Origin of the sequence: Bacillus infantis, assembly GCF_020171945.1 — a bacterium.
In the GTDB taxonomy this organism is placed as follows: Bacteria; Bacillota; Bacilli; order Bacillales; family Cytobacillaceae; genus Bacillus_AB; species Bacillus_AB infantis_A.
This window is the reverse complement of sequence record NZ_JAIVAP010000022.1, coordinates 20388-38988: the sequence shown is the minus strand read 5'-3', so window position 1 is coordinate 38988 and position 18601 is coordinate 20388. Positions and strand designations below refer to the sequence as shown.

13 protein-coding genes and 1 pseudogene are annotated in these 18601 nt (G+C 37.4%); 7 read left to right on the top strand and 7 right to left on the bottom strand.

Annotation, left to right across the window (positions count from 1 at the left end; translation table 11 throughout):
- Positions 1–117: 117 nt before the first annotated feature.
- Positions 118–1143 (bottom strand): DUF3231 family protein, encoded by a 1026-nt coding sequence (locus LCM00_RS21175; protein WP_224905773.1) that lies wholly within the window; start codon positions 1141–1143, stop codon positions 118–120.
- Between the two features lie 221 nt (positions 1144–1364).
- Between LCM00_RS21175 and LCM00_RS21170 the strand changes: the two genes are divergently transcribed.
- The gene (locus LCM00_RS21170) at positions 1365–1919 is read left to right on the top strand and encodes a DUF3231 family protein (RefSeq protein ID WP_224905772.1); all 555 of its coding nucleotides are present in this window, start codon (positions 1365–1367) and stop codon (positions 1917–1919) included.
- 179 nt (positions 1920–2098) lie between these two features.
- Here the strand turns inward: LCM00_RS21170 and LCM00_RS21165 are convergent, their stop codons facing one another.
- Both LCM00_RS21165 and LCM00_RS21160 read right to left on the bottom strand, forming a co-directional pair.
- Positions 2099–2884 carry an STAS domain-containing protein gene (locus tag LCM00_RS21165; protein ID WP_224905771.1) on the bottom strand — a complete coding sequence of 262 codons (786 nt, stop codon included), beginning with the start codon at positions 2882–2884 and terminating at the stop codon, positions 2099–2101.
- Positions 2885–3112: 228 nt separating this feature from the next.
- The gene (locus tag LCM00_RS21160) at positions 3113–3310 is read right to left on the bottom strand and encodes a hypothetical protein (RefSeq protein ID WP_224905769.1); all 198 of its coding nucleotides are present in this window, start codon (positions 3308–3310) and stop codon (positions 3113–3115) included.
- Between the two features lie 732 nt (positions 3311–4042).
- Here LCM00_RS21160 and LCM00_RS24950 point away from each other — a divergent pair.
- The 4 genes and pseudogenes from LCM00_RS24950 (at position 4043) to LCM00_RS21145 (ending at position 7375) form a co-directional block, all read left to right on the top strand.
- Positions 4043–4524 (top strand): annotated as a pseudogene (locus LCM00_RS24950) (CBO0543 family protein).
- Positions 4525–5336: 812 nt separating this feature from the next.
- Positions 5337–5603, top strand: a complete 267-nt coding sequence (locus LCM00_RS21155) for a MarR family winged helix-turn-helix transcriptional regulator (protein WP_224905836.1) — start codon at positions 5337–5339, stop codon at positions 5601–5603.
- Complete coding sequence (locus tag LCM00_RS21150; RefSeq protein WP_224905767.1) at positions 5600–6445, top strand: SDR family oxidoreductase; 846 nt, start codon at positions 5600–5602, stop codon at positions 6443–6445. The genes LCM00_RS21155 and LCM00_RS21150 overlap by 4 nt, the downstream gene beginning before the upstream one ends.
- A 72-nt stretch (positions 6446–6517) precedes the next feature.
- Entirely contained in the window at positions 6518–7375 is an 858-nt protein-coding gene (locus LCM00_RS21145; protein WP_224905765.1) for an STAS domain-containing protein, read from the top strand.
- A 581-nt stretch (positions 7376–7956) separates the two neighbouring features.
- Here the strand turns inward: LCM00_RS21145 and LCM00_RS21140 are convergent.
- From LCM00_RS21140 to LCM00_RS21125, 4 genes are all read right to left on the bottom strand, one after another.
- On the bottom strand, positions 7957–8124 hold the full coding sequence (locus LCM00_RS21140; RefSeq protein WP_224905763.1) for a hypothetical protein: 168 nt from the start codon (positions 8122–8124) through the stop codon (positions 7957–7959).
- Between the two features lie 789 nt (positions 8125–8913).
- Entirely contained in the window at positions 8914–9288 is a 375-nt protein-coding gene (locus LCM00_RS21135) for a hypothetical protein (RefSeq protein WP_224905761.1), read from the bottom strand.
- Positions 9281–10045: a ParA family protein gene (locus tag LCM00_RS21130; RefSeq protein ID WP_224905759.1), complete on the bottom strand. Its 765-nt coding sequence runs from the start codon at positions 10043–10045 to the stop codon at positions 9281–9283. Before LCM00_RS21130 ends, LCM00_RS21135 begins: the two co-directional genes overlap by 8 nt.
- 925 nt (positions 10046–10970) lie before the next feature.
- The gene (locus LCM00_RS21125) at positions 10971–12803 is read right to left on the bottom strand and encodes a helix-turn-helix domain-containing protein (RefSeq protein ID WP_224905757.1); all 1833 of its coding nucleotides are present in this window, start codon (positions 12801–12803) and stop codon (positions 10971–10973) included.
- A 1054-nt stretch (positions 12804–13857) separates the two neighbouring features.
- Between LCM00_RS21125 and LCM00_RS21120 the strand changes: the two genes are divergently transcribed.
- Positions 13858–15141 carry a primase C-terminal domain-containing protein gene (locus LCM00_RS21120; protein WP_224905755.1) on the top strand — a complete coding sequence of 428 codons (1284 nt, stop codon included), beginning with the start codon at positions 13858–13860 and terminating at the stop codon, positions 15139–15141.
- A 901-nt stretch (positions 15142–16042) separates the two neighbouring features.
- Positions 16043–18598, top strand: coding sequence for an ATP-binding protein (locus LCM00_RS21115; protein ID WP_224905753.1), 2556 nt, complete (start codon positions 16043–16045; stop codon positions 18596–18598).
- Positions 18599–18601: the final 3 nt, after the last annotated feature.

The window sequence follows — 18601 nt, the reverse complement described above, 5'->3', positions numbered from 1 at the left end:
AGTAATCTTAAGCCTTGGTTGGTTCCTGCTTGGAAAGTATGGATACATGAATGGTCATTAGTCCACTTAAGGAATAGGCGGGTTTAAGTTTAAGTTGTTTCTTGCATAAGAGTAGTACTATTCCATTGTGTCTTTTTTCTTGGTTAACTGTTCTTTATCTTTCGTACCAGGTGGCTGCTCCAGCCAGGCATTTTTAATGACTATATTTGCACCTTCTTTGGTATATAGGGCAATCTCAAGTGACAAACGCTCGTAATTTAAGATGAGGTCACTTCTCTGGCTGGCTGCTGCAGCGGTTGCATAGTTCCCCGTTCCAGCCGCGCTAAGCAAGGACATATGAAACATAGTGAGCTTGTCCGAAAATGGCGGCGTAGTGGAATCGGTAATACAGACATCGGACGATATAGGAGGATTAATATCGTTATTAAGCAATACTTTGGTAAAGATTTTGATATGCTTTTGGGAAATATCCTTTCCTCTTAACATCCAATTGCGGATGTTTTCCCTCGCTGTGGCTTGAGCAAAACTCAGTGCCAACTTGCTTCCAATTAAATTGGTCTGCACATTCATGGAGAGATGGGAGATTTCTACCGCATTTAACGGCCGCTGCTTGCTGAAAAAATTGAGACCGCTTAAGTACTTTTTTGAATCAATGTTGTCCGTTTTGGCAGGGTAAGAAATATAAGGAAAACGAATAAACAATCCCTTGGAAAGAAGAACTTTTGAACTTCTTTCAAAAAGTTCGGACGTTTCAGTGAGGCCAATTCTATAATAAGACCGAATATCATCCCTGGCACTCATTGACAGAAAACCGCTGTAGCCTAAGAGTCCCACTTTAGCCATATGATTGATATATGTCAGTATAAACATATCTGTATACATACGGGGAGCATTCAGATTAACATCATTATCAAAAGTAAAACCCGTTGGCGTGGGAATTTGCTCTTCCTGAAATAAATCCGTTAAAATCTCTATGTGATTAGCAGAAATATCATACGCAAATTGAACAACCTCACGCATATCCCCATCTTTTACATGGGATAAAAAATACCTTAAAACACACTTAGACATACTGTCATTCATGTAACTAGTCCAGATAGAAGCAATTTCTGAAGAGGTTAACTTTACAATTTCGCTGCTCATAATACCCTCCTAATAAAGAAAAGGAATTTCCTTAGGCTTATTTTTCTTCAATACACTAAAATTATGTAACGCTCATTCAAAATGCCTCTTTCACGCCAGCATGGTTCTCTAACTGCAATTGATATAAGATTCAGGCGTTCCACATTTTAGTTAATTTGCAATGAATACATAAAGAAAAATTATTGGAAAATAATATAATTACAATAATTAGGAGGGATATCGTGACTATAAATGTATTTTCAGGGTTGATAAATGCTTTAAAGCTTGAAGTGGATTTTGAGGATAAATCTCCTTTACACGTAGGGGAAGTCATGGCCTGCTGGCTGTACCTTGCCATCATGGATGAGTCAACTGTATATCTGCAAGTTGGATTAAATACCACAACGGATGATGATGTGATCAGAATCCTAGAAGAGAGCCTGACCCAGTGTAAATCCCAATCTGATCGGTTAAAAAACTTCATGCTGAAGGAGGGGATTCACTCCCCCCCAGTGTCGGAAGCAAAACCCAACTCAGAGCCAAACTCCATTCCTTTAGGTACTAAACTGACGGATGATGAAATAATGAATGGACTATCCATTAAAACGGTCTCGGCTGTCATGCATTGTGCTACTTCATTAAGTCAATCGATACGCCATGATGTAGGATTGATGTTTGGACAATTTATGAATGAAAAGATTGTTTTTGGTGACGAATTAAAGACGTTAATGAGAGAAAGAAGCTGGATCAAAGTACCTCCTTATTATTATCCCCCAGGGTTGCCTCAAAACGGCTAAAGGAGAATTTTTAAAAAGGTTGATGTTAACTCTTTTGTCTTTTTTTAAAGGACGGGTTATATTTAGGGAAGTCGCTCAAGACCTTAAGAAAGCCTGTCCTTAAATGAAGCAACTGTCGCTAGCTGTTGTTTTCCTGGCTTTTGAGACCAAGTTCCTTGGCCAGTGGCTATATCCCTAAATCATCCTTTCCCCCTTAATGCATATATGAGACCATTGTGCAGGGAACTGAACGTACGTATGGTTGACAGATTGATACCTAGACCGATCATAGTCTGGGCAATTTCCGGACGAACCCCTACAATCATACAGTCTGCGCCAAGCAAACCAGCAGCCTTTGTGACGTCTATGATAACCTGTGCAGAGTAAGTATCTACAATCGGAACAGCTGATATATCAAAAAAGATGAGATCAGTTTGATTTTTTGTGATTCCTTCCAATAAGTTTTCCATAAAACTTGCAGATCGTTGTTCTGTCATTTCTCCAACCAAAGGCATAACGGCGATATGTTCTAGCAGGGGGATAAACGGTGCAGATAATTCCCTCATTGTTTCTTCTTGAGAGTTAAAAGTCTCTTCCCAGCTGTGAGAGCAATCACTTAATAGTTGAATAAGGATTGGATCGAACCATCGGTCAATTTGGTTGTAGATGGAAACAATCTGCCTACCAGGCAAATCTTCCTCCACCATTATTTGTAAGGCCACTCTTCGGAAGGACTGAAAGCCATATGTCACAAACTCAAATGACCCTCGATAGTCTAATAGGTTCTGATATAAAAAATTAAGGTCATGGATTTCATCTGTATCTATATTTTTGAGGCTGTTAAAAATAAACTCATAAAGCTCTTTAAGCAATCGGCTCTCCTCTTGGAACTGCCTCTTTGGTGGTCCCTTGGACACTTCCTTTTTCCATAGCTCAAACAGTTCGCTGTGGTTGCGATCTAGCAAGTTATTAATGTAATGCTTCATCTTGTTCACTCCACATCTGTTCTTAAAAGTATGACTTCTCTTTTCTCTTTTCTTTTCATCAAAAAAATGAACCCTCCACCCTCTAGAAAACACCTGCAACAAAAAAAGCACTAACCAGGCCGGAATAAACCTAGTTAATGCTGTTGAATGACTAGCATTCCAAAAGGTGATTCTAGCCCAGGGCATTATCATTACACAATATCGGTCCACAGATCGATATCAGACAGCTTATTCTTCTTCATTCTCTTCATTTTCCTCCTCTTCCATGTCTATATCTTCCTGATTTTCATCATCCATTTCATCTTGCTGCTCTCCATCGCTGGGTCCGTTATCCTGGTCAACTCCATCGCCGCAGGCAGTTAATCCGCTTAAAATGAGCCCGCCCGCCAAACCGCTAGCCAGGAGTTTCTTTTTCCATTCTGCCATATTTGTCGCCTCCTAATAGTTAAATGATTTGTAACAACCCTTTTGCCCATTGACCGCAAACTTTACAACAAGTATTAAGGGAATAAAGTTTTCTTTATTCCGACAAGTAATCCTTTGATAAGCCTGCCTTATATACGCCAAAGAATGGATCAGCACCCACTTAAATGGGTGAGGTTTCAAAATTATTTTGTCTCCTTTGGGTAATAATATTCTTTGTAGATTATATAATCGGGGCAGAGATCCTTGAAAGTTTATGGATTTCCTGCTGAAGACCAGAGCGGAATTATACACATTCTGCTTAGATTATTTCAGAAGAAGAAGATGACTTAAGATATGCCGTTCTAGAAATCACAGAGAGAGGAAGATTGTATGTTAGGAAAAAGAATGAAACTCACCACCTTGTTTTGGATTGCGAATTTTGGATTGGTTTTGACCACTGTCTACTCTGCTGTTCTAATTTCTCAAGGAATTGATACCAAAAAGAAAATCAATTTTATCTACCGTCAGAATAAAAAAGAATCTCAACACAATGAGCTCTGATAAATTCAACCTCAACAGATATCGCCTTATTGATTTCTCACTTCTGGAAAATCTATGTCGGTTTCTTTGATGAATAAAAGAGAAGAACCTTCTTTAGGTTGAAAGTGCCCAGTATAGAAAAATAGTGGTTCAAGGTACCCACTGTGAAGTTTGGACTCCTGTCATGCTTTATGCCAACTATAGAAGAAAGGAATGAGGGAAATGGAGAAATTCACCCTAAGAGTGCTTGCTTTACTCGGATCTGCCCTCGTGGTAAAGGTAATAAGAAAAGATTCTTTGCGGGATTGGGTCATTATATTCCTATTGAAGGGGTCTTTAGCGAGCTTTATTGATGCCATTATGACAAACAAGAATCTGATAAAATATCCAGTAAGATTCATGCCTCAGTATTTTAGAATCAATATCTTATTTGATTATCTTTTATTTCCCATAATGTGCGTACTTTTTAACCAAATGACCCTTCAAAAAATCCCAAAGCTATTCTGTTGATATCTTTTATATTTACCATTCCCATGACAGCTATTGAGGTGATTCTTGAAAGCAAAACCAAACTAATTACATTTAAGAACGGTTGGAAGTGGTATCACACATTTATTTCTGAAACCCTAGCTTTTCTTTTTTCCCGAGTATTCATTGCTTTTGTTAGAAAACAGGCGAGGATTTCAACTAACTAGCAGTACTTTTCCCATTTATCTTTCGATTGCTAGGCTTTAATGAACATTGAAGGTACTGCATGTCTCTTTTTTTGCTCATCTCAGCAGCATTTACGAAATAAACTAAATTAATTTGGTGATAACCGTGTAAATTTGGAGAAGAAGAAAAGTGGACAACTTATATTGCTACAACGACAGAGAACTGATAAAAATTCAATATCTAGAGGTATCATGTAATTTAACCATTCCAGACCTTTGAGGTAGAGAAGAGAAAGAAGTATTAAAAACTTGTTTGCGGAGGGGCACTAACAATTTTATTGAACCCCCACTTCATGTAGAATGGGGGAGGCATACTTATTTAGGAAATGAGGCAATCGCTAACTTTACCTGACTTTGGTAGATGATACCGAAATTTATATCGGAAATATGTATTAATTGTTCCCAATGTGACGATTGATGGTGCAACCCCCAAAACATCCAGAACTGCGGAGAAAAGCAACACCAATGCTAATCAAGGATGATGCAATAGAAGTTGTTCAAAGTGCTCTTTAGGAAGGATTTCTGGGTTCAATCATTTGAGTTAAGATATTAGGTGAATTTTTACTTATCATTATGTTATCTTAGATGGTAAGGTAACTCCATGAAAAAGGACTATAGCAATGAAGATATATGAAGATTTATTAACATCATTAAAACGAGCTAGTGAAATGAGTATTGCAATTATGAAGCCTAAAGATAATGCGAAAATTAATCATGGCTTAAAGATATTTCTTTTTATGGTTTACAAAAGGGTGAGATTAGAACAAGTGAATTTTAGATCATTTTGATGTGACATAGGTGCTGCAACCGAGATTGCTGATAAGCTCGAAAACTACGGTTTGATTGAAAGGCATTGTAGCAAGGAAGATCGCAGAGTCGTTACGATAGCTTTATCTGAAAAGGGAAAAAACCTTGTAAAAGATAAGAAAAAAGAACATGTTGAGTTGTCTCAATACATTTTAAAAGGTTTTTCAGAGGACGAGCTTTTAAGCACGATTTCTACCTTAAATAAAATTTCAGACATAATTGAAGGATACAACAGTAAGGGAGGACTGAAATGAAGATTTTAGTGACAGGTTTTACCGGTAAAGTCGGATTACAGGTTGCTAACAATTTACTGGATAAAAGTATTCCATTGATATGTGGTGTTCGAAATGTAGAAAAAGCTAAAGCTAATTTTGGCAGTGCTTTTGATTACGTGACTATTGATTTCTCAGACACAAGTACATTCGATGGGGCCTTAGAAAATATTAATCGCATATTTTTAATGTATCCACCTGGCGAAAATCTTCGATTCGATACCTTCCTAAAAAAGGCAAAGGAAAAAGGGATTAAACATATTACCTATCTCTCCTTAAAAGACGTACAATTCATGCCATTTATCCATCATTTTAAAATGGAAAAGCTGATAAAAAGTTACAGGATACCGTACACATTCGTACGAGCTGGATACTTTATGCAGAATTTAAATGACTTTTTGTGTAAGGAAATTAAGGAAAGACAACGAATCTTTGTTCCGGCAGGTAAAGGAAAAACCAGCTTTGTCGACACTAGAGATCTTGCTGAAGTTTCTGCTATATCGTTAATTGATAATGAAAAACATAAAGATAAAATCTATGTCATCACTGGAAATGAAGCCCTTGACTTTTTTGAGGTTGCAGAAATGATGACGGAAGTTCTTGGAGAAAAGATTATATACACAAACCCTTCAATCAAAGAATTTAAGGAGTATATGAGCAACACATCTGAGGATAGAGATTTTGTAAATGTTGTCGTGGGTGTTCATATGCCAACGAAGCTAGGGCTGGCAAAAGGGATCAAGGATGATTTCGAAAAAGTTACAGGAAAAAAGCCGATAAGTATGAGGAGATACATTGAGGATTTTAAAGATAACTGGATCTAGTAAGATTCTTACAACGTCCTTGATATTCAAACAGCACCTAAATGGGATACTTTAAAAGGAGCGTTTTCCATTATGAGCAATTTAAATAAACAGTTGTACGAATTTATTATTGAGAACGCAAGCCAATTAACGGATACATGGATAAGTACCAAAAAGACATCTCATCAGAATGTATATTCTTCTAACATGCCGAAGTTTGTTGAAGATAAGTTAAGAGTTCAAAATAATAAACTAATTCATACCGTTGCAAAAACATTTCTACTGAATGATATGAATTTGAAATTAGATCCTATTAATGAGTGGGCAAATGAAGTCTCAAAAGACAGAGTAGAAGAAAATACCATGCTCACAGATGTTATTGAGCAATTTAAGTTATTCAGAAAGATATTTTGGAGCAAGCTATATGAGTTTTTCGTTCGGTCAGACTTAAATATCGCTAAAGAAGATATTCTTAACTGGACTAACGAATTTCATTTTGTTTTTGATACTGTAATCGAAGAATTTGTAAAGATATATACGAAAGAATATATCAGAAATCTTACCGCTCAACAGGAGCTTGTAACAGAACTGAGCTCTCCAATTATCACTTTGACAAACAAAATTAGTATATTGCCTATTATTGGAACGATTGACACTCAGAGGGCGAAACACATTCTTGAGTCAACTCTTCTTCAATGTCATGAAAGGCAAGTTCAATATTTAGTTATGGACCTTTCTGGAGTACATATAGTCGACACGATGGTTGCTAATCAAATATTCATTGTGGTCTCTGCATTAGAACTTATAGGAGTAAAGAGCATTGTTACCGGTATTAGACCTGAAGTAGCCCAAACGACTATACAATTGGGAATCGACTTTTCAAAAATTCCTACATTTGGAACATTACAAGCTGCTTTAGCCCAATTAAACTTTAATATCGTTCAATCTTGATCCATGCCTTAATGGCTTTTTTTTGGAAAACGCATTGCTGATACCTCAGTATTTCCAGCCGCATGAAAAAAGAAGGACTTGCACTAGATCAGCAACTTTACGGACATCTAGCAGTTTCCTAAGACCAATAGGCTCCTTGAGATGAGTAAAACTATCGAGATTAGGGACCAGATGCAGCAGTAGTAAATGGCTCCTTTTATATATGTTAGATTAGTCGGATGAACCCTAAGGGACAGGCACCTGGTCAGTACCTGTTTTTTTATATTCAGAACAGTCCTCACTTTCTATTTGTCCAAAGCCCTTTCACCCGAATAGTTTTTGGTGAGAACAGACATATTAAACTCATGAAGAAAATTATAAAGTTCTTATTGCTATGTATCAGTTTGGCTCTTTGGGCCTTCATAATCGGTTCTAATATTTATTTTGAATTTATCTCTAAGATATTTAAGTGAGTAAGGTGTTACAATAAATGTAACCATCTGTAATGGTATATTCGTCCTCAATTTATGTCATACACCTATGATAGATGAATCAAAGAGCCGAGGTACACAAGTTAATTTTGGAAACTTATGTATCCCGGCTCATATTTTTATGGCATACAGAGTGAAACTGGATATCGTCTTGTTCATGCCCCAAGCAGCTTGGTTGATCTTATGCAAAGCTCTGTCATCATTATTATCTCCACCATATGCTGCAAGGATAAAGTTTGCAAATAAAAGCACCTTACCCAAAATTGGTTTCTTTTTCAAGCATAATCCTCCTATAGCACCTATCTTAACAAGGAATTTTCACCAATAGGGTTGCCCTATGCAATTAGCCACAAAACAAGTTATTGGGATAGGTAATTTAGGATATTAAATTGATAATTCCTTATTGCGGTTGGTACCAGCTTCGCTGGTACTACCCCAATACTCATATTAATGTTAATGTGAATATTTATATTAATATTAACGTTTGATAATTCAAGTTACCAAGAATCAGGGCAGCAACATTTTTGAGGTGGATGGTAGGGTGTAAAATATTATTTTTATTTCTTAATGATGAATAGATCCCAATCTCTAAAATAATGCTCAATGCAAATAAGTCCCAGTCAGTCAGATTTTTTGAAAGCCTTTGGCAGGAAACAAATACCTGATTAATTATGATTTTTCCATTTTGGAACCTTTAGTCCCCTTTTTCAATTAGTAGCTTTTCGCTGGTATTTTATATTTGTAGAAAGAAAATTTAAAATTGCTGGAGCATATAAAAGGCTTCACCATTCTGGTGCAGCCCTTTATATATATTAATGTATACATTAATGTTAATGTAAGTATATATATCACAAAAAGAGAACTCAGTATTTATATGTCTTTTAAAGCTAAATTCTTTGTGAGATTTCCTATGAAAGGCTATACAATACATGCAAGATTAAGAATGCAGGTACATAGCTCTCGTTAAGGATGTTTTGAGCCAAAAAGAGTTTGGTAATTTAAGCAGAATCACTTCATTTGGAATTATTACATTCCATTAAAAGTATTTGGTGTTATGCCAATGTGTGTTTATCTTTTTTTTTGAAGTAGATTAGCAGCAATAAACTCTTTCCGCAATGATTCATTTACGATCCTGGACTTTGCCCCGCGTCCACCCTTTTTGGCGAGTGACTGGAGAACTTCATAAACATCAGGCTCAAAATAGATTCCGGAATTGATTAATGTGTCAGATTTCTTCTTTGTCTTTTTCCCGGATACTAGCTCACTCAGCAAGCTTCCATCTTCATTATTATTTACATGTACATTATTGTTAACGTTAATATTATCATTAACATCAACATTTTTATTCTCTTCCTCAATTGGAGCAGGACCCATAAGACTTCCACGTGGGTCTCTCCTTTTAGTATTTTGAATCTTACTTTTTATATCATCTGCTCTAGACACGTTGCAACAACTCCTTATAAAATTCTTGATATTGATCCAATGCCTGATTAAGCTCTTTGTTATCAAAAAGCCCTTCTAATGAGATCCTCCCTGTGGAAGCTTTCCTTCTGATGACTACATCAAAGCATAACTCTGGATATTCCTCTCCAATGACCTCAACAAACGCTTTTGAGTCTGCGCGCCTTACATCATTCATGGTGCGGAGTATCCCGGCCACCTTGAGGTTTGGATTGATGTTCTGCTGGCTAAATTCGACCGTTTCCAGAAATCGAGGGATTGCGTTAAATGCCCACTTGGAGCTTTCAGCCAATACTACAACATAATCTGAGGCACAGATGGCATTGACCATTGGTTCTGATAGCGATGGAGGCGTATCAATGATAATATAATCATATTTATCTCGTACCTGATCCAACAGCTCACGTAGAGCGAGCGATTGATTTCTTCCTTTCCATTCGGTGTAAAGGTACTTGGCTAAAGTTGCCAGATAATCATCTGAAGGCAGCACATGGAGATTTTCAGTCACTTTATATATGTATGGTTCTACTTCTCCGTCTTCGATTGCCTCCAGTACAGTGCATCCTTCAAAATAAGTATCGTCGTGCTGCGTGAGTAGATTGGAAAGGTTGCTCTGTGAATCCATATCTACCCCAAGGACCTTATAGCCATCCTCTGCCAACAAGTAGCAAAGCGTTCCAGCTGTGGTCGTTTTTCCGACCCCGCCCTTTTGAAGCCCAATTGTTATTATCTTGGCCATATTATTCCACCTCTAATCGTTTTATAAACATTTATATATATATTAACATATATATTGGTATGTATTGCAAATAAAAATAGACAGATATCTTAAATCTGTAGTATATACCTTCTAGTCTATTAATGTTTATATATATATTTACATATTTATTAATAGGCTTGTAAAATGTAACGATAAAACACGGTAGTACAAACCTTCTAACCTGTGAACATCAACAAAAATTATTTACATTTACATTAATATATACATAGGTGTTTATGTAAAGGTAAACATAAAAAACATAGCTTAAATTTCTAATATACCTTCTGATCTATTAATATTAACATTTATATAAATATAAATATATTTGAAGTGGCAATGAAAAAACATTAGTTTAATCGATTTATTACCTTCTGGTTTTGAAATAAAATATGATATTTTTATAAATATTTATATAAACATATATATAAATGTTAACGTATATACTTATATTAGTTTAGAAGGGCAACAAAAAAGATAGATGAGTAATAACAAAAATATTCATGTGAACATTTACATATGCATTAACATATACATCGATGCGTAAATAAGGGGAAATAATAAAAAGGCAGATCGTATGAATCTGCCTTTGATTGTTTTGTATTCAAAGTTGGCTTCCCAACAGAATAAAATTAAAAGTGTGTGGCTTGTCATTGAAAGCAACAAATAAGCTTTGCGTTCCTATGCTAGCCCCTTAGAAAGGCCAATCGACTAAAGGTATTCTAAACGGTTTAATATCCGTTATCAGTTCCTATTGTTTTCGGAACCCCTTCCGAAAAGATTGCGAGAGCCTTTTGTTGATTTTAAAACATCGTATTCCTTAAATAAACAAACTTGGATCTAAAAAAACTAGTTTATTTGAGTTAAAAAGTTATCGGCTATGATGAGGATGAAGCAGTATTCATATTTAGATTTTTTCTTTTAACCAATTATGCATCTTAGCGTCATTATTTTTGTTCTGACGCTTGTTTTCTTTGCGTATGTAACGAGAAAGGGTTGTATGGGCAATACCCATTTCTCCGGCTGCTTGACGTATGCTAATTCCTAAAGAATCGATCGTTTCTTTCATTGTTTCTGGAGTCAAGCTAACATTTTGCAGATTTTCTACAAAGTGAAAGGACTGCTGTTCAAATCTAGCACTCATTTTAATTTCTTTATTTAAGTCCACAACCTCCATGTTTGCTTCCATACCTTTAGAGGGTTGTTCTTTGCTGTCAGAGTAGAAGGAGGAAGCATAAAACGCAGGGAAAGAATCCGACTGGCTTATCTGCTTAATTGATTGAATGATTCTTTCGTCAATTTGAGGGCTTTTATAAAGCCCTAGGTTTTTTTGATTTTCCTCCACTACCATATCCGTTGGTAAGATGGTTACACTGAGTTTAGACCAGTATTGATTGATCCATCCTTTTTTTCCAACCTTGGTTTCATTGACTTCTTCCGAATATGCCCAGTTCTTAATAACTTCATCTTTTTGCAGCTCATCTAATATGGTTTCAAATTTATCCCTAATTTGCACTCCATTATAACGTGATGAAATGTCCATTACTTTTAGCAGCGTTGATACTTTAAATGGCTGCTGGAGAGATCGCTTGATGGTTCTGATTTTCCACTGGAAGTTTAGATACCTTGCTAGACGCTTCTGTTCTCGTTGAGTAAAATGGCTGTATTGAAAAACTTTAAGGTCTAAAATACCAATGGATTGGTTAGGGCCGACTAAGTAAGGCGTTAGAATAGATGTCGGTTTTACCTGAACGGCATAAATCCCTTTTGCTTCACCTGTCTTTTTATCGTAAGCTACTCTAATTTTCCCAATTTCAAACATCTTTTGAAAGTCTTTGAACTTATAGAGTTCATTATCTTGTATTTCTGCAGTATTAATAACCTTGACTTTTTGTTCACCTAAAGAAACCCATATGCTAGAAAGGGCAGCCACACGTTTCATAATATTAAAACGGTCTTCCTCTCGGAAATCTAATTCTCTTCCTTTAGAGGTTCGTTTTTTAACGTTCCTGAGGCGTAGAGCATCGTTGCTGTGAAATTCAATAAAGCCGTCATTTGTTTTTGGGGAAACCATCCAAAGGTATGTAATTAAATCGAACAAATCGGCTGTCATTTCATCCAAGGAACTTAATGTGGATTCTATCATTTCAAGCCACATCGCCTGCTGGTCTTTGGCTACTCCAGTCAAGTGCGATTGAAACGGCCTGAGTTCAGCAAGTCCTCTGACATTGCCTCGATTATCAATAATTTCACTTGTTAAATATCCAGGTTCAACTTCTTTAAATTCTTTTTTTTTCGTCACGATGTCTCTCATCAAGTGATAGTCAATATCCATGCTGCCATAGATAAAATCCCGTTCGAGAGCCTCGTCAATCTTCTCCTTATTCATGCTTCTTTTAATTTCATATTCGGGAAACTCTTTTATTAAATGCTCTGTCAACAAGATTTTTATGGTCTCCTGGTATCGACTGACTGCTTCCCGAATCATTTTTTTTGTAATTCGCTTTTCTGAGTATAGAGTCTGTGTAAAAAGAAAGTACAAAGCCCGCAAACTTGCTTTCATAGATTTACCAGGAGCCTGCTTTATCATCTCTTCTTCCGACAGCCCATAAGCTTCTTTTCTCCATTCATTCAGTATGTATGGACGATCCTGAAATAGGTATTTTACTTCTTCGAAAATAGACATCTTTAAATATTCATAGTTCAGAGTCAGATGGTCAGGTAAATCCTCATATTTCATTAGCGAGACATCCTTTCTGAAATAAGATAACGGAATAGTATTCATATTAAAATGCACCACGTGATAATCATTATAGCAATAAATCATGATTATTTGGGATGAAATGCACCAAATACTGCACAGGTTACGCATCAGTATTTGAAAATGCACCATTCAATAATACTGATTCATTTTATAACAAACACAGAACTATAAAAATATTAATATATTTACGCTTTATTGTAGGAGCCTTTAAAAATATAAAAGCACCAATTATTATTATGGTGCAAAATATGTGCAGAACCTGTGGAGTATGAAATACTATTGCTTTCAACGTTTAATTGGATTCCAAGAGGAATCAAGAGGTTACCACACTGATTGTTGCAGTTTAGAAGGAAAAATCAAAGTTGAGCGGAACCTGTATGTCAAAAATGCACCAGAAAACATTTAGTTGAGCGGAACCTGTCTACTATCACTAAATGTATGTCTTCTTATAAACCTTGATATTAGTGGGTTTGTTAGAAATTTTTAAAAATATGAGAACGGAAAAAATGCACCATTATGTAATTTTTTTGAGGAAAGTTGAGCGGAACCTGCATAATAAAAAAAATGAAACTTTTTTTTCAGCCCTTGGAGCTCTAGGCTTCGAGGGCCTTTTTTTTTTGGTGCATTTCTCTTAGAGAGCATCCTTTTTCAAAAAACGATTTCGATATACTAGTTTCAACAAAATCTAACACATAGTATGTTTCGAAGATTTCGGAAAACTACATGGACCGGTACTAATCGAATGAAAAAGAGGGTGTGACACTTGACCAATGCTACAAATAGCATGGCTGCAAAGACCGTTATTTCTCCTGTCGAAATTATGCAATTCATGACACATAACAGCCTGCACATGTATAAGCAGAGAGGATCCAGAGAACCTATACATAGAATACAATCCTGCAAGACAGAGCAAGAAATGAATCCGCTCCGAAAAGGAGCGGTCTTTGTATCACCTTCAAAAGCCGAACTTGCAGAAGGAAAAGGGTATATCATTACTTCGTATGAAGCGCTAAGGGATAAATACCGGCATTTGACCCACTGGACGCCTAATACATACCGCGGAGGCACTTATTATGATTTTAAGAAGCGCATCATTAAAGGACATGTGCGAGAAAATCTTAAGCAGATCAATGTCATAGGTTTTGACATCGATACAAAAGAAGTTGATCTTTATGCACTGTATTTAGGCTGCGAGGAGATAGGTCTTCCGCGGCCCAACCTACTTGTGGAAACACCAAGAGGGTTTCAGTGCTTCTTTGTCCTGGAATCGCCTTTTTACATTCATAAACAAAAAGATTACAAGTCTTTAAGGGTAGCAGAACGTTTGTCTGATAATATCCGGAAAGCTTTATTGAAATATATACCGCTTGATTTGAATTGCACACCTTTCGGCTTTTACCGTATTCCATCAGAAGACAATATTTTGGACTTCTACGATCAGCCAGCAAATACTGTGCAGCTGATTTCCTGGTCAAAACAATTTGAAGAACAGGAAAAGGGTGCTTTCCTGCAGCTGGTGCAAAACCCGAACGGTAAGGAATGGGTTTATACGCAAACAGACTGGTACCATGCCCTCATTCACGCTCGAGACATTCAACAAGGTTACCATAGTGCGAGCCGAAACAACGCCATTATGACACTCGCCTTGGCCAATTATGCCAGTGGAAGGGCATTTGAAGACGCCTATGATGAACTGGATGAATTTAATAGCCGCTTATCACAACCATTGTTGAAACAAGAATTTGAACGGATATTAAAAAGTGCCTATTCCGGCAAATACAAAGGCGTAAAGCGATCGTATGCCGAAAACTTGCTTACTCTATGGACAGATGGAAAGGCAAAATTTCAAGGCCGGGAAGGATGGTATAAATTCAAGAAAGACCGGGAGGTTCGTGAAAGGTCTCATTACAAAGAATGGGAAGAGGACATTCTAACATATATTCAAAAACACTTAAGCCCTGAAAAGCCGTTTTTAGAGGCTTCTTTGACTATGCTTGCCAAAACATTCGGACTGGCCGTATCTTCTCTTAAAGAAGTGATTAAACGCTCGAAAAGGATTGTAAAACGCACTAGTGGACGAGGAAGGGGAGCGATTACGAAAATTAGCAGCCGGAGCATGGTTTTCAAGTATTTGCTTCATTTGCGGAGGAAGCAGATCCAGCAGGCTCAACTGTCATTTTCTGAACTGCTGCCTAATCCTTATCACTTCCCTGGAGGCAAGCCATTAGAATTCCCTGCGCTCGATAGTTTGCTGCACGCTGAAATGGGCAAGCTGCTCCGGTCTGAATCGCAGCCTTTATCAAGGTCCGGTTAATGAGCCAGTCTGCCAATACATATCTATAGTATCCTTTTCCTGGCTCTGATCTTGTAACTGTTTAATATATATTTTTTAGAATTATTATCATTAATTGAATGTCTTGGAGTTCTGGTTGTATTTTAATGTTTTAATAGTCCTTTAATGTGATCCTTACAGGTGCTGGATAGAAACCTTATTTTTTTGAGTAACAAAGATTCAATTAATATCTTTCATTCGCCAGGTTTTTGTAGTTGTATTAGTTTTCAATATTAGTACAAATGTATATTCTCAACCTCCTAAAAAATGGGACCTGTGTCATGTTGTATATTATTCCCAAACTGTTAATATAGAGACAAATAGATATTGAACTAATTGTTAATTAATACTATTCATTACTTTTAATATCTAATTTACTGCTTTAGGTGTTCAAACCGGGGCCGGTCCTGCCAAATGGTCACGGATCGGGAGAGCGTTAATCCGTGACTATTTGGCAGGACCTTAGATATTTAACCCACTTACCTGATTTCAAATGATATATAGTGGTGGGGGGAGTAGTGAGTAGTAAGTTAGAGAGTAAGTGAGTGTGTGTGGTAAGTAAGTGTAAGTAGAGAGTAGTGAGTAAGTAAGTAAGTAAGTAAGTGAGTGTAAGAGAGAGTAAGTAAGTTCAAGAGAGTGAGTTCAAGTGAGTAAAAGAGTAAAGTTCAAGGGATAAGTTCCAGTGATTTGTATAGAGAGAAGATAATGTTAATGTAGGAGTTCTGAGTTGGAAAGATGGTGTTAGTTGTTAATTGTCGGTAGTGTAATTGATAATTTCATGAATTTATTGAGAATATTTAGAGGAGGGTGAGGCTGTTTGAGGTTCCATTTGTTGCCGTTTTTGATACCTAGCGAAGGGAAAGTTTATGAGCTGAAGACAACGATGGATTCTAAGATTTTGTATTTTAAAGATGAGACAGCCTGGGCGACAATGTTAAGCTTTTTGCAGCGTCCGTGGTACAGGAGAATGATAAAGCAGGAATGGATTAGCTGGGAGATTGTTGCGACTAAGAACGATATTCGGTTCTTTGTATGGGTTCCGGATGAACATGTTGGAAATGCGTTTAAAAGTAAGTTTTACGCTGAGCATCCGGGAGTAGAAATTTCTGAAGTTCAGGACCATACCATTGATTTTTCCCGTCCTCATGCTGGAACCAAGCTGTTCACTGAAAGCCACTGGACTGTCCCGATTAAAACTTATCATAACGAAGTGGTTGATACGCAGGCAGAGTTAATTGAGTTTCTTGATAGTTTAGGGGATGACCAGGAGATCCATATGCAATTTCTTATTAAGCCAGCTTATGGAACAGAGAAAAGTTTTAGAGGTATTGTTCGCCAGTTTCATAAGCAGGGGGAAAGGGATGAAACGCTTGAAAAGGACAATGAGCTTTATCTGTCAGCTATTGAAGGCAAATCGACTAGATCATTGTCGCGGCTTGGAATAAAGGTCGTTGCATTTGGCCAGGATCAGAAGGATGCAAAGTTGTTAATAAAAAGTGCGAAAGGTTCCATTGGTACATTCTCCAGTGGGCGCCTGAATCAGCTATATGGTCGTGAGTGGTGGTGGTTCCGTACTATCCGTCCTTTGTTTAGGTGGGAGTTTCGTAAACGGATTTATTCAATGGAGAGAAAGAAAAAGCATGTTGTTTTAGGAACTGAAGAAATGGCTGCCATTATGAGGCTACCTAGTGAAAGGGTTCAAAATAATAAGTTAAACAGGCTGAAAATGCGATTTACCCCTTTACCTAAAGAAGTGAAACAGGCATCATTTGATCCTAATCTAGCGATTCCACTTGGTACGCACAGTTATCATGGCCAGAACCATCCTGTCATGTTTGATCTTGGTACATTACGGTATCATGCAGCATTTATTGGAATGTCGGGGATGGGGAAATCGACAGCTATGTATAACTTGGTGGAGGATTTAATCAATCTTGATGGCGCAGGAAATGCAATTGGCGGGACAGTGATAGATCCTCACGGTGATCTATGCCAGGACATTGCAGCTAGGATTCCTCCTGAAAAACAGCATCTGGTCCGATATATAAAGTTCTCTGAAGGTGAGATTCCCTTCAATGTTTATGATGTGGACTTTACGACAAGTGAGGATAAAATTGCTCAAACAGTTGCAGATGTTTTAAAACGTACATGGAAGGATTTTTGGGGTCCGAACATAGATGATAACTTTCTTAATGGGGGCATTGCGCTGCAGCGAATAGGGGAAGCGAGTTTGCCGAATCTACAGAGGATATTGAGCGACCCGGATTATCGTGAAAGTGTTCTTGAAAGATTGAATAGAGAAGATCCCATAGAAAACGATCTATATCTGTATTTCTCGAATTTACAGGGGCTTCAGGACCGGGAGCTTCAGCAAAAAACCAATTCCACGCTTAATAAGTTAAGAAAGATTACTTTATCGGGAGTTTTGGGAAAAATGCTGCGGGCTCAAACCAATGGACTGCGCTTCCGCGAAAGTATGGATCAGGGCCGAATCACTCTTTTGGATTTGTCTGAACTAACAAGTGATGAAAAGAAGCTAATTGGATCTATGTGTCTGACTTTTGCCGAGCTTGCAGGAAAAAGCAGGGCTGATACCCCTGCTGCAGAACGAGATCAATTGCCTTATCATTTTGTCATGGTTGATGAAGCCCCCACTTTGATGGAACATAGCACAGATGCAATAGAATCCTTTGCCTCCGAACTCCGGAAATATAAAACGTCTATCATACTTGGTATGCAAGGCTTGAAAGGGCAAGTGCCTTCCGAAGTATCGGATGCCATCTTTCGGAACTTCGGAACCTTTGTTTCACTAAGGTTAGGGAACCCGGAGGATGCCCAGGCTGTCAATCGCTCGATGCCATCAGAGGTTTTAAAAGATAGTGATTATCTTAATATTGAGCCGTTTCATGGTTATATGAGAATGCAGGTGGCCAATGAGCGAACTCGTCCTTTCTTACTTCGGATGAAGGCTCCTGGAGCTGCCCTTTATGAAAGATCTATCCCTGAAATGAAAAAACGGACAATTGATGAAGCCATGGAGCATGAGGTGAAAGCGCTTCCTTATTTTTTGGAACCTGAATTAGCCGAGCAAGAAAGAGGAGGTACCCATGAATTTGATTCAGTACTGGTGTTCGAAGAAGTTGCCGAGGCAGGGAGAGAAAAAGCTGCTGCTGCAATTGAAACTATTGAGGATCAATCTAAAGACGGTCATGTATTGATAGGAAAAGAACATTTGAGTAAAGTGGAAGGAGTGGAATATGAAGAATCCGAAAGAACAGCAGGAGAAAGCACAGTGGAACATTCCTTGTTAAACGAAGATCAGATGCAAGCGGAATTTGAAAAAGACCCTAATGAGATTTTAAATCAGCTTGATGATCGAGAAGAGAGGGATTCGGATGAAAAGAAAAAAGAGATCAGCATTGATGATTTGTTGGTGTAGGAG

Bases quoted from the DNA above. Each gene is read 5' to 3' on its own strand.
- LCM00_RS21175 (WP_224905773.1), bottom strand. From the start codon at position 1,143: ATGAGCAGCGAAATTGTAAAGTTAACCTCTTCAGAAATTGCTTCTATC.
- LCM00_RS21165 (WP_224905771.1), bottom strand. From the start codon at position 2,884: ATGAAGCATTACATTAATAACTTGCTAGATCGCAACCACAGCGAACTG.
- LCM00_RS21160 (WP_224905769.1), bottom strand. From the start codon at position 3,310: ATGGCAGAATGGAAAAAGAAACTCCTGGCTAGCGGTTTGGCGGGCGGG.
- LCM00_RS21150 (WP_224905767.1), top strand. From the start codon at position 5,600: ATGAAGATTTTAGTGACAGGTTTTACCGGTAAAGTCGGATTACAGGTT.
- LCM00_RS21145 (WP_224905765.1), top strand. From the start codon at position 6,518: ATGAGCAATTTAAATAAACAGTTGTACGAATTTATTATTGAGAACGCA.
- LCM00_RS21130 (WP_224905759.1), bottom strand. From the start codon at position 10,045: ATGGCCAAGATAATAACAATTGGGCTTCAAAAGGGCGGGGTCGGAAAA.
- LCM00_RS21125 (WP_224905757.1), bottom strand. From the start codon at position 12,803: ATGAAATATGAGGATTTACCTGACCATCTGACTCTGAACTATGAATAT.
- LCM00_RS21115 (WP_224905753.1), top strand. From the start codon at position 16,043: ATGGATTCTAAGATTTTGTATTTTAAAGATGAGACAGCCTGGGCGACA.